The organism is Chordicoccus furentiruminis, assembly GCF_019355395.1.
Taxonomy (GTDB): Bacteria; Bacillota; Clostridia; order Lachnospirales; family Lachnospiraceae; genus Chordicoccus; species Chordicoccus furentiruminis.
The window spans coordinates 562808-577700 of sequence record NZ_CP048829.1; the positions used below are offsets into that span (position 1 = coordinate 562808).

Below are 14893 nucleotides of genomic sequence, written 5' to 3' on the forward strand. Positions count from 1 at the left end.
CAAACAGAATTATCCAAAAGAAGGCCGGGATTTTTTTCCCGGCTTTCTTCAAATTCAGACCTTTTCAAAAAATGTATCTGGCCTGTTCTTATCCAGCATCTCAGATGCCCACATGACCGTAACAAGATCCTCCGTATCGGACAGGTTGATTATATTGTGAGTCCAGCCTGGCTTCATCCACACGCCCTGGATATGGTCACCGGACACCTCGTACTCCTCAACCTCGTTATCCTTCAGATTCCGCATCTGGATAAGGCCATGGCCCTTTACAACGATAAAGATTTCATTTTTACAGTCGTGCCAGTGCTGACCTTTGGTGATGCCAGGTTTACTGATATTGATGCTTACCTGCCCACGATCAGGAGTCCTAACCAACTCAGTGAAGCTGCCACGATCATCACAGTTCATCTTGTAGTCGAAGATCGTAGCCTCTTTGGGGAGATAGCTCAGATACATCGCATGTAGTTTCTTCTCAAAAGAGCCCGCTTCCAGCTTAGGAATAATGAAATCTGCCGGAAAATCATGGAACTGATGGAGCAAATTCACAATCTCTCCCAGCGTAGCTTTATGCTTTACCGGGCAATGGCAGTAACGGCCATTCTCATCTTCAACTGCCTCCACACCTTCATAATGGCAACGATGCGGATGGCCTTCCATGGCATCATATATTTCTTCGCAGATATCATCGAAGAATACCATTTCCATGAGAACTGACGGATCATTGACTGTGATTGGTTCCCCTCTTGCGATGCAGTAGCAGAAGGTACCCACAGCACTGTTATAGCGCGGACGAATCCACTTCCCCACCATATTCTCGAAACGGTAAACATAGACGGGAGCACCAGTCTCCTCGCCGTATTTGAACATCAGCTCTTCACCGGCCAGTTTGGACCTGCCATACTCCGAATCACCGAAACGACCGCTCAGTGTCGCCTGGACGGAGCTTGTGATCATAATGGGAGCCTTATTTTCGTGCTTTTTCAGACAGTCAAGCAATGTGGAAGTGAACCCAAAGTTCCCCTCCATGAACTCAGCTGTCTCTTTCGGCCTGTTCACGCCAGCCGCATGCACAATAAAATCACAATCGGAGCAGAAGCGATTTAAATCCTCTTCTGTGTTGTTCCTGTCGTATTCATAAATAGCATCGATATGGAGATTAGGCCTCGTCAGATTCTTTCCATCTCTGATCGCTTTCAAATTCTCTACAAGGTTTCGGCCTAAAGCTCCGGCCGCACCCGTTACAAGTATATTCATTCCTTTTCCCCGTTCTTCCGATTTTTTCAGTTTCCTTCTTCACCCGGCTGTGTGTGATAAGAGACGCGGTGGATGTAGGAGGCATGTGCTGATCAGTATTTCCGCCACACCATTTTATTCACAACGCCTATGTACCCCTGAATGATGCGAACAACCTTCATGGAAACTGTCTCATCAACATAGTCCGGACAGGGTTTACCAAGAATACCTTTCTGCTTCATCTCGATGGCCATCGAGGTCGCCTGCAGCAGCTCATTCGTTGTAATACCGGCAAGGATGAAATCTCCCGCTTCCAGCGCCTCTGGCCTCTCTGTACTTGTTCTGATGCACACGGCAGCGATTGGATGTCCGATGGACAGATAGAAGCTGCTCTCCTCCGGCAACGTACCAGAATCAGAAACAATAGCTAAAGCATTCATCTGCAGCTTGTTGTAGTCGTTAAAGCCAAGAGGTTCATTGACCCGCACACGCGGATCCAGCTTGAATCCAGTTGCTTCTAGCCGCTTCTTGCTTCTGGGATGGCAGGAATAGAGAATCGGCATATCATACTTTTCTGCCAAAGCATTGATAGCAGTAAAAAGAGACGTGAAGTTCTTCTCGGTATCAATGTTCTCCTCACGGTGCGCCGATAAGAGGATATATCTGTTGGGCTCTAAGCCAAGCCGATCCAACACATCGGATGCTTCAATCTTCTCCAGATTCATGCGCAGTACTTCAGCCATCGGAGAACCGGTCATATATGTCCGTTCCTTCGGAAGGCCAGTATCAGCAAGATATTTACGGGCAAACTCTGAATAGCAAAGGTTCACATCGGAGATCACGTCTACAATGCGTCTGTTCGTTTCCTCAGGTAGGCACTCATCCTTGCAACGGTTTCCAGCTTCCATGTGGAACAGCGGAATGTGCAGGCGCTTGGCGGAGATGGCAGAGAGGCAAGAATTCGTATCTCCAAGAACAAGATACCCATCCGGCTGAAGCTCTAACAGAAGCTCATAGCTTCTACCGAGAATGTTGCCGCAAGTGACACCCAGATTTTCACCTACTACTGGCACCAAGATGTCCGGGCCAATCTCGCCATTCGCATTATAAAGCTCGAAATCTTCCCAGAATACTGTACTCAAATTCGGATCCCAGTTCTGGTTATAGTAGACGATGCACGCGTCAAAATACTCTCGGCAACGCTTCATCACAGCCGCAAGCCGGATGATCTCGGGCCGAGTACCGCAGCCGATCATAATTTTGAGCCTACCGTCATTTTTCCATTTAAAATTGTGCTCTAACATTATTTATGCCTCCACCGCATGCGGACGGCCTTCCAGCTCTTCCTTCACATAGTCCGTGCCCATGATCTTCTTGACCACGCCGTCCACGTCGAGGCGGTTGGTATTATGAGAGGTATATGCCTCGTCGCCCTCAGTATGAACAGTACCCTTCACATAGAACTTATCATAGTTCAGACCACGTGCATCAGGAGCAATACGATAATAATGGCCCATATCAACAGAACGAAGCATCTCTTCACGAGTCACAAGTGTCTCATAGAGCTTTTCTCCATGACGTGAACCAATGATCTTCTTCTCAGTTTCACCGAATACCTTCATAACACCGTCCGCCAGATCGCCGATAGTGCTCGCATCTGCCTTCTGTACAAACAGATCACCAGGCTCAGCATGTTCAAAGGCGAAAGCCACCAAATCTACAGCCTCGTCCAGATTCATCAGGAAGCGAGTCATGTTCGGATCTGTAATAGTGATAGGAGCCTTTCTCTTAATTTGATCAATGAAAAGCGGAATGACAGAACCACGACTGCACATGACGTTGCCATAACGAGTACAAGCCAGAACCGTGCCACCACGCTCGAAGGCTTTCTGTGCTCTTGCTTGCACAACCTTTTCTCCGACCGCCTTGGTCATACCCATGGTGTTGATCGGATATGCAGCCTTGTCGGTTGAGAGAAACACCACACGCTGGACACCAGCCTCTACCGCTGCTGTAATCACGTTATCAGTTCCTATGATGTTCGTTCTCACGGCTTCCATAGGGAAGAACTCACAAGAAGGTACTTCTTTGAGAGCCGCAGCATGGAACACATAGTTAGCTCCATACATCACGTCTCGGACAGAGTCTAGGTTGCGCACATCGCCAACGTAGAACTGGACCTTTCCCGCATAGTCAGGGTACTGAGCCTGCAATGTGTGTCTCATCCAGTCCTGTTTCTTCTCGTCACGGCTGATGATGCGGATTTCTCCGATGTCGGTGGTCAGGAAGTGCTTGAGGACGGTTGAACCGAATGATCCCGTTCCACCGGTTATAACGAGCGTCTTCCCTTTGAAAGCTTCTGTAATATTGTTCATAACGAAATAGGTTCCTCTCTTTCCAAGCTCTTTTTATATCCAGCTTTTGAGCATCGTTTATTCTCTTTTTACAGTGCGCTCGGATGCATATGCTCTTGATGTACAGAAACCAGGTATTCACACAGTACCATGGAAGAATTCATTATCAATCTTGCTTCTCTTTCCTTAATGGCTATCCGACCGCTTCCTGCACCATGAGCATCACTCTGTGTATTTCGGAGTTCAGCGATCGATTGTACAATTCTTTCAAGTCCATTAAGCAATGAGTTAATCCTTTGGTCGTAATTCCCCTGCTGTCGCATACCGTATAAATCCTTCACAGCATTATAGTACTGAATTAAATCTCCGTTCTGATTAATGTTCTGCTGATTATCCTCAAGAATATGTATCAGCAGTTCCTCAAGCATAGTTCTGGATTTTGTAACAACACTATCGTAATTACCTGATGCGTAGTTCTCCTCACATCTGTTTCTCAAGCTCTGAACATATTGAATTGAAAACTTGTCGATTTCAGGTGTGACAATTGTTGGTCTCTGTCCCGCATCAACTACATGCCACTTTCCTTCTGAGAGAAGAAGCTGTTTGCTGCCCAACCTTAACTCATGATTAATAGCATCAATGGCCGACTGACAAATCTCTTTGTAAACACGATCTATCTCATCGATATCATCAATTGAATTCAGCTGTGTGAATCTGCCTCTATCGAAGAAGAAATTTAACAGACCATTACATCTACCTTCATCAATAGCTTTCTCAAGCACGGCTTCAACATAACACCATCTACTACCACCAGGTACTTCGACGTCAAAATCACCACATAGTTGAGCAAGGTTGTCAGCACTCATATACGGAAGGCCAAAACTGAACTCGTTATACACATTCTTCACGAGGTCTCTGTGGTCACCGTCCAAGATTGCGTATATTTCTTTTCTCTTTAATACTTTAAACTCACTATCTGGCATATTATTATCCTCAATTATGGTTCTCATTGTTGCTCCTCCATGTTGATAATTCTCTCATGGGGAGACTTGTTGTCAGCACTCCCGGAGTTGTGGGGATGTTGGAGGCCTCCTGTTATTTGCGGTACCTATGTTTTAACAGTATTCACTTTAGCTGCTGAAAGCGGACAATCTTCCTCATCACAATCCTCGGTGCATTTTCCTTCTTCCCAGATCACCGTGCGCATCAGAATTGGACAGATATGAACTTCTTTTTCGTTCATTTCAGCCTCTTCTCCAGCTCTGCTGTTATCTGCTCCTCCACAGCTTCTGCAGCGGTTCGGTCTGCCGCTGTTACGCTGATATACGCTTTCAGCTTCGGCTCTGTGCCAGACGGACGGATGACCACGGATCCCGTCACGCCATCTCCTTCATAAAAATACTTGAGGACGTCAGAGGCGGGGAGCCCGTTGAGACCTAAGCTGTAATCCTCAGTGCGAAGTACCTGTTCCTCTCCCAGGCTCTCCAGTCCTTCATGGAAAATCTTCATGATATGGCTCATCTTCTCCATGCCAGCAGAGCCAGGGAATTCGTAGCTGTGGAGTGTGTTTAGGCAGTAGCCGTACTGCCTATAAATCTCTTCCAACTTCTCCAGAAGGCTCACGCCCTGCGTCTTATAGAAGGCAAACATCTCGCAGATCATGAAAGCGGCGTTTACGCCATCCTTGTCCCGGACGTAGGAGCCGGTCAGATAGCCATAGGATTCTTCAAAGCCGCAGATATAGTTCCTCTCATCCTCCATGCGGCCGATGACTTCCCCAATAAACTTGAAGCCGGTCAGGACGTTCACAATCTTGACACCATAACGCTCGGCGATCTTCTCCGCCAGATCCATCGTTACGATGGTCTTAACAAAGGTCGGATCTTCGGGCATCTGATTGTGGTTAATACGCTGGCTGCAAATGAAGTCCAGGAGCAGCAGGCCGACTTCGTTGCCGCTCAGGAGCTTATACTCCGCCCCATCCCTCACTGCAATCCCACAGCGGTCACAGTCAGGATCGGTGGCAAGTAGCAGGTCGGCTCCGGTGCGCTCACAATACTCTAAGCCAAGCTCCATTGCCTCTCTGATCTCCGGATTCGGATACGGGCATGTTGGGAAATTGCCATCAGGGTTTCTCTGCTCTTCTACAACAGTGATGTTTGTGAAGCCAGTTTCCTGGAGAACTCTTGTGACAGGCACAAGGCCGGTTCCGTTGAGCGGTGAATATACTATCGCCACATCGCGGTTCACTTCATCCCCATATAGGACACTCTGGCTTTTCACAGCCTCGATAAAGCTGGTGAGGACGCTGTCCTCAATATACTTCACCTTGCCCTCGGCAACTGCCTCATCAAAACCAACGGACTTCACATCGGCAAAGATGTCGAGAGCATTAATGCGGGAGAGAATGGAAGAAGCCGCCTCTGTGGTAATCTGGCAACCATCCGAGCCGTAAACTTTGTAGCCGTTGTACTTGCTCGGGTTATGGCTGGCCGTGATCATAACACCGGCGGAGGCATGAAGATGGCGGGTAGCAAAAGAAACTGTCGGAACTGGCAGAAGCTGGGGCCAGAACCATACGTCAATCCCATTCGCAGCAAACACACCAGCGGCGGTACGAGCGAAGACATCGCTCTTGATACGGCTGTCATAGCCAATAACAACCGAAGGTGCAGTAGTAGTGGAGAGCAGATAATTGGCCAGCCCCTGGCTCGCCTTGGCAACCACGTACACATTCATGCGGTTGGTTCCCGCACCGATTGTACCACGCAAACCGCCCGTGCCGAAAGCCAGATCCCGATAGAAGGCGTCCTCCACCTGATCTTCGCTCATGTCTTCCAGCTCGGCCTTTATATCAGCATCGGTGGCCTTTACCAGCCACCGCTCATACTCTGTTTTATAGTCCATAGTCAAACTCCCATTGTGCGTTCCACCTTCAGAATCAGGTGGGCTGTGCTGTTTGAATTGATTTCTCCATTCATAACCATTTCAACAGCAGCTTCCAAATCCCATTTCATAACGTTTATATGCTCATTGGGATCGAGATGCTGTTTACCACTCCTCACCGCATTTCTCGCCAAGAACAGGTGCATTGTGTTGGTCAGCTTTGAGGTAGATTCAAGGGTAGGACCGAGATAAGTCCAGTCCTCGCTGGTATACCCCGTCTCTTCCAGTAGTTCACGCTTTGCGGCCGTCAGTGGCTCCTCGCCCTTCTCCATCATCCCGGCCGGACATTCAATGACATCTATCCCACAGGCATATCGAAATTCCGATTTCAAGATGATTTGCCTTTCCAGCGTAACTGCCGCCACCATTACTGAATCTGGTATAGTCACAGTATAGAAATCATTAATTACAGTGCCACCTGGTAGCTCCACCTTATTCTTTTTCACCGTGACGTGGTAGTCCTCTACCAGTATTTGGGTGGATATTGTTTTCCAGCTCATATTCTCTTCTTGTTTTATCCCTTGTCGGATGAGATTTGCCTCAGCAACTTACATTAAGAATCTGTGCGCGGCCATGCAGCTTAAGTGGGATACTTTCAGCCGGAACAAATACGCAATCTCCTTTGAAGAAGTTCAGATTAAAGTTTTCCCCATCAGTGCCGTCTCCAGAAATATTCCCGCAACCATCAGTACAAAGCAGAGCATGGAAACTATTCTTTCCAGTCTGGAACTCGGCCAGTTTACGCCCTTCTGTATTCAACAGCAGTCTTTCCACCTGAAAATATTTGCAGCGGGTAAGCAACTCACTCGCACAGCCGTTTTTATACTTCAACACTCTCATCGGCTGGCGAGGAGCAGCAGACGATTTGAGGTTAGCCACATCTAGCGCCTTTTCAAGATGCAGTTCTCGCGGTTTTCCATCTTTCCCGACCCTTCCATAATCATAGAGTCGGTATGTCAGGTTGGATGACTGCTGGATTTCCGCAATCAGGCATCCCGCTCCGATAGCGTGGACGGTTCCCGGTTCCACGAAGAACAAATCATCTTTGCGGACAGGGATGTGGTTGAGAAGGGAACCGATTGTACCGTTTTCCACGGCTTCCTTGATCTGCTTCGCATCCACATCCCGGTTAAACCCATACACTAATTCAGCTCCTGGTTTTGCAGCCAAGACATACCACATCTCGGTCTTGCCCCACTGGCCCTCCTTTTTCGCGTATTCATCATCGGGGTGGACTTGAACAGACAGATCCCTCTTCGCATCGATCAATTTTATCAAGATCGGAAGTTCCGGCTTTCCACACGTCAGTTGAAGAGCGTGAGTTCCAAGATACTCGGGATATGCCTTCAGCGCTTCACTCAATTTTTCGCTATCGGCGTAACTCTCCCCGTCCGGATGTGTTGAACACACCCAAGCCTCCGCGAGGGGGTATACCGGAAGGCCAAAATTAAAATCATCATTTAGACGACTTCCGCCCCAAAGGTAGTTTTTTGAGGCGGGAGACAGCATAAAGGGAATTCTATTCATGGCATCTCATACTTGTGTTTGTCGCTAGCGCTTATGTTTTCTCCCAACTGGACTTCAATAAGGACTAAATCTGTAATAGAAAAAACCGTATGTTTGCAGCCAGCTTGAATTGTAATAACATCTCCTGGTCCAATTGGTTGCTCCATACCATCTACAATAGTTTTCCCTTGTCCTGAGACAACCGTCCAAACTTCATCACGATGATCATGCGAATGGTAGTTCATATGATCATTCGCCTTCATAGTTACTTTAATTGTTAAGCTATCAGTTCCAACATCTAAGACGTGAAATACACCCCATGACTTTTCAGCATACATTACACCTTGGTCGATTTTCTCAACATAACTTTTTATCTGGTCAGCACCTTGATTATCTGCAATAAGAATCCCATCTGGGCTTGCAGCTACAGTTATGTCTTTTAATCCCATACAAAGAATTGGAATGTCCAAGTCATTAATCACATGAGAGTTCTCACAATTCTCATCAGTTATAACTTTTCCGACCGTCTCGTCTGTCATCGTCTGTGATAACATTGACCATGAACCAATATCGCGCCATTCCCCTGAATATCTGATCACCTGAATTTTTTCTGTTTTCTCTACAACAGCATAGTCGAAACTAATCTTTGTCAGCTCATTATACCTTTTGAGTAGTTCAGAGTATCCACTTGTCCCAAACAACCTTTCAGCAGTATTGAGGACATATTTTAACTTAAATGCAAAAACACCAGCATTCCAAAGAGCGCCTCTCGCTATATAGCCTTTAGCTGTCTCTTCGTCAGGTTTCTCCTTAAACTGCTCAACCCAATCCACTTCTTCGGTTCCACAGGGGATAATATACCCATATTTGTCACTAGGATAGGTCGGTTGGATACCCATAAGAACGAGATCTGCTTCCCCCTTTAGTGCTTGTTGACCTAATCTTTCAGCAACTCTATAGTACTCAGGTTCAACATAGTGATCCGCTGGACATACAGAGACCGAATCCTCAGAGTCTACTCCCAGCACATCATGCATATATGCGACAGCTAATGCAATTGCAGGAAAGGTATCCCGCCTACTAGGTTCTACTGAAAGACCAACCTGACCCCCAAGCTGATTAAGAATTGATGATACCTGAGATTTTGAAGTTGCGATGGTAATCTTTGCATCAGAATCAACTGATTTGATTTGGCGATACACTCTTTGAACCATGGATTCGTAAGAGCCATCTTCAAGTTTATAGATTTTCAAAAATTGTTTCGACCTCACTTCGTTTGATAGAGGCCAAAGACGTTTTCCTGAACCTCCCGATAACAGAATGATATTCATGATAGCTCCCTTCGGCTTATATATTTCTCCAATAGTTCAATGCATCTTGTAGTATTTTATCTAAGCCCATTTCAGGCTTCCAACCTGTATGTTCTGTCAGCTTATCGTGATTTCCACAAACAACAGGTGTGTCACTTGGCCGCATTCTTGCCGGATCCTGCACAACCTTCACGTCAACCTTTGCCATCCCTATCAGCTTATCTAAAACTTCCTGGGCTGTATGAGTGACACCAGAGCAGATGTTATAAACTTCTCCTTTATGTCCCTTTTCAGCTATCAGTCTCACCGCTCTACAGGCATCCTTGACATGAGTAAAATCTCGAGCACTAGTGAGATTTCCTACTGACATCTGTGTACTCTTCCCTGCTTCTACATCAGCAACGCCAGAAGCAAAATCAGCAATCATATAGCCCTTCATCTGACCTGCACCGCCAAGATTGAACAACCGGACCATGCAGATATCCATACCATATGAATTTACATAGAGTTGTGCGAAGAGTTCTTGTGCCTGCTTTGAAATGGCATAAGGAGTGATTGGTTTCACAGGGATGTCCTCTGTTACATTGGCGCCAATCTCTCTTAAGTTTCCGTATTCATCAGAGCTTCCTACTGCAATCACGCGCATTTTAGGATCCACTGTTCTTGCAGATTCCAGGATATTGATCAGGCCTATTGTGTTAAGTTCAACAGTAAACTGTGGTTTAATCCAGGACAAACCGACATTAGCCTGTCCCGCCATATTAATCAGCACATCCGGTTGGTACTTCTCCAGAACACGTTGAACCATAGCCTGATCCATAATGTTCATGGCAACGATACCGTCGCCTTCGGCAATGTCACACTTAATTAATTCGTATCCATTTGCTTCAAGCTCGGCGCTGAGATGAGAGCCTATAAAGCCCTTGCTTCCAGTAATTAAGGCTTTCATTCACATACCTGCTTCTTTCTTAGCCAGCTGAAGATCATGCTCAGCCATAATTCTACACAGTTCTTCATAACTTGTCTTCTGGGGATTCCAACCCAGCTTTGTTCTCGCTTTGGTAGGATCCCCCCAAAGGTTTACAACGTCAGTAGGACGATACCACTTCGGATTGACGCAAACCACCATCTTCCCGGTTTTCTTGTCATATCCCTTCTCATCCATGCCTTCACCCTTCCACTCAAGCTCAATGCCATCATTGGCAAATGCAAGTGTTGTGAACTCACGAACAGTATGCTGTACGCCTGTAGCGATTACACAATCATCCGGCTCATCCTGCTGAAGAATCAGCCACATACATTCAACATAGTCCTTGGCATAACCCCAATCCCGGAGAGAATCAAGATTTCCAAGTTCTAAATGGTCCTGCAGGCCACAAGCAATACGTCCCGCAGCAAGCGTAATCTTCCTCGTTACGAAATTATCTCCACGCCGTTCAGATTCATGGTTGAAGAGGATTCCATTACATGCGAACATGCCATAAGCTTCACGATATTCCTTGATCATCCAGTATCCATATTGCTTTGCAATAGCATAGGGGGAATAAGGGTGAAAAGGAGTATTCTCGTTCTGAGGCACTTCCTCTACCTTGCCATACAGTTCACTTGTACTTGCCTGGTATATCCGACATGTCTTATCCAAGCCAGCAGTATGTACAGCCTCAAGAATACGAAGGACGCCAAGTGCATCAACATCTCCGGTGTACTCCGCCGCATCGAAGCTCACCTGTACATGGCTCTGCGCCGCAAGATTATATATCTCGTCCGGCTGAACCTTCAGCACAATGCGCATGATGCTGGAGGAATCAGAGAGGTCGCCCTCGTGAATGATCAGTTTGTCTAGGATATGATCAATACGAGCCGTCGTTGATACAGACGCTCTACGCACGATTCCGTGTACTTCATAGCCTTTGTCCAGCAGTAGTTCTGCAAGATAGGATCCATCCTGTCCGGTAATCCCAGTTATCAATGCTCTTTTCATGATTACTCTCCTATTCATATGTAGTACTTGCTTTCTACCTTTTGACCTTGCCAATAAAGGTATTAACAAAGCCCATTGCAACACTATCTTTATTAAAGATAAGAAGTCCTAAATATATGCATACTCCAACTATAACGATTAAAACTGAAGCAACGACAGTGGCAGGCATAAAATGCGAGATTGTCAATGTAACACCCAACATCACGAGAGAATAGACAAAGTACGGTAAAGCTGGTTTAAATATCTCTTTAATCGTGAATAATCGTTCTTTTGATATAACATAATACATTTGAATTGATGTTATAATCGTTTCTGCTATCACAGAAGAAATTGCAGCACCTATCGCATAATATTTTTGTATCATAAAATAGTTCATCAAAAAATTAATAATTGCTCCCGACACAACAGACAGCGTAAATATATTCTGTTTTTTTACCGGAACAAGGTATTGAACTGCCAATACATTACTAAGGCCAACAGCAATGAACAACAAAGAAAAAATCCTTAATAGGGGCGCAACCCCCTCATATCCTTCCCCATAAAACCAAGGAACAAAACTCTTAGATATAGCAATTACACCGGCAGTCATTGGAAGGACAATCAACCACATTACACGGATGCTAGTTTTTAGCTGATTTTTAATTTCAACATCTTGCCGTTCAGACTTTAAGGTGGCGATTTTGGGTGCAACGACTGCGCCATAAGCTGTGTAGACAGTTAGACCCATTCTCACGATTTTCTCTGCTTGTTCATAAAGACCATTTTGTGTGCTTGTTTCAGTCATAAAGCCTATCATCGACTTATCCAGAACTGTGTATATTTGCGTAGCAACAGTTGGGATAAATAAAAGGAACGATGGCCATATATTTGAAACTATCCCTTTGATTGATATCCTGCACTTCTCCAAGTACTTTGGAAGATACAACCACAGACTGGCATTAGCTATCACTTGTATTAATGCATAACCAATAGCATATAGTGTTAAGTCTTCCGGTTTCTTTATAAAAACAAACGTAAAAAGGACAAATATAAGCTTGATAGTTATGCTCCGGAGAGCGGTTTTCTTAAACTCCTGCAGCCCTTGAAAAAGCCATGTAATGTCAAACATTACACAAACAATGTTGACGCTTTGTGCCAGGATCAATGAGTTTGTTCCAGTCCTTTGAAATACCGCAAGATATATCCCAATAGAGAACACGGACAGTGCTATTCTAAATACAATGACTTCCCAAAAGATTTGACTGACTCTATATGAATTGTTTCTTTGTGAAGCAATTTCCCTTTGAGCAAACGTCGTAGTTCCTAAAGTTGCAAGAAGAACGAAATATGTGACGTTGGAATAAGTGAAGCTGTATGTTCCAACGCCATCTACGCCCAATACCCTTGAAATATACGGTGTTGTTATAAGGGGCGCAAGAATCGTGATCAAATTGCTGAGCAGATTGTATATAAAGTTTGTTTTGACTGATGCGGGGCGTCTCTCGCTCATGCTTCAACCTCACAACTCTTTCTAAACAGTTCAACCCAATCAGCGGCAACTCTCTTCCAACTGTACCTGTTTTTCATTTTCGATATCTCATCAAATGTTGGAATGTGTATGTCATTCAAGTCTATAGAGTAATCATTGGGATCAAAAATAGTCGCTATTCCTTCATATATTTCCGGCAAGCATGTGGCAGAGGATACCATAATAGGCTTTCCGAGAACCAGTGCTTCTAAAGGCGGAAGACCAAATCCTTCATAGAATGAAGGTTGTAAGAATGCCTTGCATTCCTTTAAAAGTGCTTTGTTCTGTTCGTCAGTCACATACCCAACATAAATTATGTTTACATGTTTAAAATCGTCAGCAGAGGTTCCCCATTTTTCCTTTAATTGACTTCCAGCAACAACGAATTGTTTATCAGGGTTTCTTTTTGCAACTTCCAAAATCCAATTATAATTTTTATGTTTCGCAATGCTCCCGAGAGAATAATAATAGTTATCTTTTTCGATAAGCGGAAAAGTATCAAACACTGAAACGTCGCAGTCTACGCGTTCAATATGTTCATAGCCCGCATAGAAAACTTCTACTGATTTCTGCGGTTTATGAAGTTTTGAGCAAATGGCCCTTTGTTGATATTCTGAAACTGTCACTATCGTTTTCGCAAAAAGTGAAATCAACCCGCATGTAATCCTATAATTCATACACGCCTTAAAAGAATCATACGCAAAAGTCTCTAAACGTCTAATATCATGAAGAAGAATGATGCTGTCCTTGCATAGCGTAATATTATTAGAGAATCCGCAAAAGATACCATGTTCATTGTCGACATAATGCTTCATAACTTTAGTGTTCCAACCTTTTCCATTATATCGAAGTGGAATCATCTTTATTGCTTTAAAATCATCTATAAGCAGTTGTCTGCCTTCTGGATAGCATAATCTTACCTCGAACACTTGTGGATTGTCTTGAAGGCATAAATCAATGTTTCTTAGGCTTTCAACCATATATCTTTGAATGCCACTTATTTTATCTACACATAATTCGGCACCTGATATTATTATTGGCCTCATACCTTGGAACCCTCCGACTGAATAACTTTTTCGTATAGTTTATAATATTTTTTTGCAATTGCTTCTGTTGAAAATCTCAAAGCATTTTGCTTACCTGCGTTTACTATTCCTTCTCTGTATTCATTATCGTTGATAATGCGTAGAATACCTCGTCTAATATCTGAAACATCTAAGGGATTCACTAACACTGCTCCATCACCAGCGACACTAACCATAGGTTCGATGTTACTTGTGATCACTGGGCGACCGGTGGCTTGAGCCTCAATAATTGGAACTCCGAAGCCCTCATATGTAGACACAAAAGCTAGCATATCACAGTTACGATACAGCTCCACCATTTCCGCGTCAGTTATGTGATAAACATTGGTATACTCTACAGAATGCTGCTCCAATGCCTGAATCTGTTCATCTTTTAACTTTCCCACAATTATTAATTCACAATCTATCCCGTCCACTGCCTCTGCAAGACGAATAAGATTCTTATTATCTTTTGTTCCAATCTGCAAAATTACTGGATGGTCCTTATTGAATTTTCTAGGTAAAAAAACATATTCATCGCTTACAGGGCATTCAACTACAAATGTTTTGTTTGCAAGATTTGGGAAAGCACCCAACAGCTCCTGTTTTGTCTTTTCCGAAATGCAAGTTATATATTTGCACTTTTTTAATGGATACCTATACCATAACAGTTTAATTATCGCCCTTTTAAATCCGCTACTGTTTTCGAGCGAAACCATGTCAAGAACTGTAACAATAGTCTTGTCACTAGGCGTACTTAAGGCGGCATAATACACATCCCCCGTAATGTGAATTACATCTCCATTAAGTCTCTTTGCAAATCTCAAATTCTCAAGAATGGAGTCAGGACGTGCTCTATATCTTGGCATGTACTGTTCCTCAACATCTGCCCTCTTTGCTATTTGTGGGATGATGGAATGGAACACTCTTTCAACACTATATAGTTTTTGTTCCTGACTTCTGAACAGATATATAATATTCATAGCACAGCC

The 14893-nt window shown here is 44.5% G+C and carries 14 protein-coding genes; all 14 read right to left on the reverse strand.

The features are described 5' to 3' along the window. Positions 1 to 54 precede the first annotated feature (54 nt). The 14 genes from G4C92_RS02710 to G4C92_RS02775 all read right to left on the reverse strand — a co-directional run bounded on the left by G4C92_RS02710 (position 55) and on the right by G4C92_RS02775 (position 14884). Positions 55 to 1254 (reverse strand): polysaccharide biosynthesis C-terminal domain-containing protein, encoded by a 1200-nt coding sequence (locus G4C92_RS02710; protein WP_274941066.1) that lies wholly within the window; start codon positions 1252 to 1254, stop codon positions 55 to 57. A 92-nt stretch (positions 1255 to 1346) separates the two neighbouring features. Next, entirely contained in the window at positions 1347 to 2537 is a 1191-nt protein-coding gene (locus G4C92_RS02715) for a UDP-N-acetyl glucosamine 2-epimerase (RefSeq protein WP_274941067.1), read from the reverse strand. A gap of 3 nt (positions 2538 to 2540) precedes the next feature. Then, on the reverse strand, positions 2541 to 3608 hold the full coding sequence (locus tag G4C92_RS02720) for a polysaccharide biosynthesis protein (RefSeq protein WP_274941068.1): 1068 nt from the start codon (positions 3606 to 3608) through the stop codon (positions 2541 to 2543). A gap of 68 nt (positions 3609 to 3676) precedes the next feature. Continuing rightward, complete coding sequence (locus G4C92_RS02725) at positions 3677 to 4597, reverse strand: abortive infection family protein (RefSeq protein ID WP_274941069.1); 921 nt, start codon at positions 4595 to 4597, stop codon at positions 3677 to 3679. A 98-nt stretch (positions 4598 to 4695) separates the two neighbouring features. Next, positions 4696 to 4830, reverse strand: a complete 135-nt coding sequence (locus tag G4C92_RS02730) for a hypothetical protein (RefSeq protein ID WP_274941070.1) — start codon at positions 4828 to 4830, stop codon at positions 4696 to 4698. Continuing rightward, positions 4827 to 6494: a phospho-sugar mutase gene (locus G4C92_RS02735; RefSeq protein WP_274941071.1), complete on the reverse strand. Its 1668-nt coding sequence runs from the start codon at positions 6492 to 6494 to the stop codon at positions 4827 to 4829. The genes G4C92_RS02730 and G4C92_RS02735 overlap by 4 nt, the downstream gene beginning before the upstream one ends. Positions 6495 to 6496: 2 nt before the next feature. Continuing rightward, positions 6497 to 7033 carry an NUDIX hydrolase gene (locus G4C92_RS02740; RefSeq protein WP_274941072.1) on the reverse strand — a complete coding sequence of 179 codons (537 nt, stop codon included), beginning with the start codon at positions 7031 to 7033 and terminating at the stop codon, positions 6497 to 6499. Between the two features lie 40 nt (positions 7034 to 7073). After that, a complete protein-coding gene (locus tag G4C92_RS02745) occupies positions 7074 to 8060 on the reverse strand; it encodes a type I phosphomannose isomerase catalytic subunit (RefSeq protein WP_274941073.1) in 987 nt (328 codons plus the stop codon). Continuing rightward, the gene (locus G4C92_RS02750) at positions 8057 to 9370 is read right to left on the reverse strand and encodes a sugar phosphate nucleotidyltransferase (protein WP_274941074.1); all 1314 of its coding nucleotides are present in this window, start codon (positions 9368 to 9370) and stop codon (positions 8057 to 8059) included. The genes G4C92_RS02745 and G4C92_RS02750 overlap by 4 nt, the downstream gene beginning before the upstream one ends. Before the next feature lie 16 nt (positions 9371 to 9386). Then, positions 9387 to 10298 (reverse strand): GDP-mannose 4,6-dehydratase, encoded by a 912-nt coding sequence (locus tag G4C92_RS02755; RefSeq protein ID WP_274941075.1) that lies wholly within the window; start codon positions 10296 to 10298, stop codon positions 9387 to 9389. Continuing rightward, positions 10299 to 11330 carry a GDP-mannose 4,6-dehydratase gene (gene gmd, locus G4C92_RS02760; RefSeq protein ID WP_274941076.1) on the reverse strand — a complete coding sequence of 344 codons (1032 nt, stop codon included), beginning with the start codon at positions 11328 to 11330 and terminating at the stop codon, positions 10299 to 10301. 34 nt (positions 11331 to 11364) lie between these two features. After that, positions 11365 to 12819: a flippase gene (locus G4C92_RS02765; protein ID WP_274941077.1), complete on the reverse strand. Its 1455-nt coding sequence runs from the start codon at positions 12817 to 12819 to the stop codon at positions 11365 to 11367. Then, entirely contained in the window at positions 12816 to 13883 is a 1068-nt protein-coding gene (locus tag G4C92_RS02770; RefSeq protein WP_274941078.1) for a glycosyltransferase, read from the reverse strand. Before G4C92_RS02770 ends, G4C92_RS02765 begins: the two co-directional genes overlap by 4 nt. Continuing rightward, positions 13880 to 14884: a glycosyltransferase family 4 protein gene (locus G4C92_RS02775; protein WP_274941079.1), complete on the reverse strand. Its 1005-nt coding sequence runs from the start codon at positions 14882 to 14884 to the stop codon at positions 13880 to 13882. The genes G4C92_RS02770 and G4C92_RS02775 overlap by 4 nt, the downstream gene beginning before the upstream one ends. Positions 14885 to 14893: the final 9 nt, after the last annotated feature.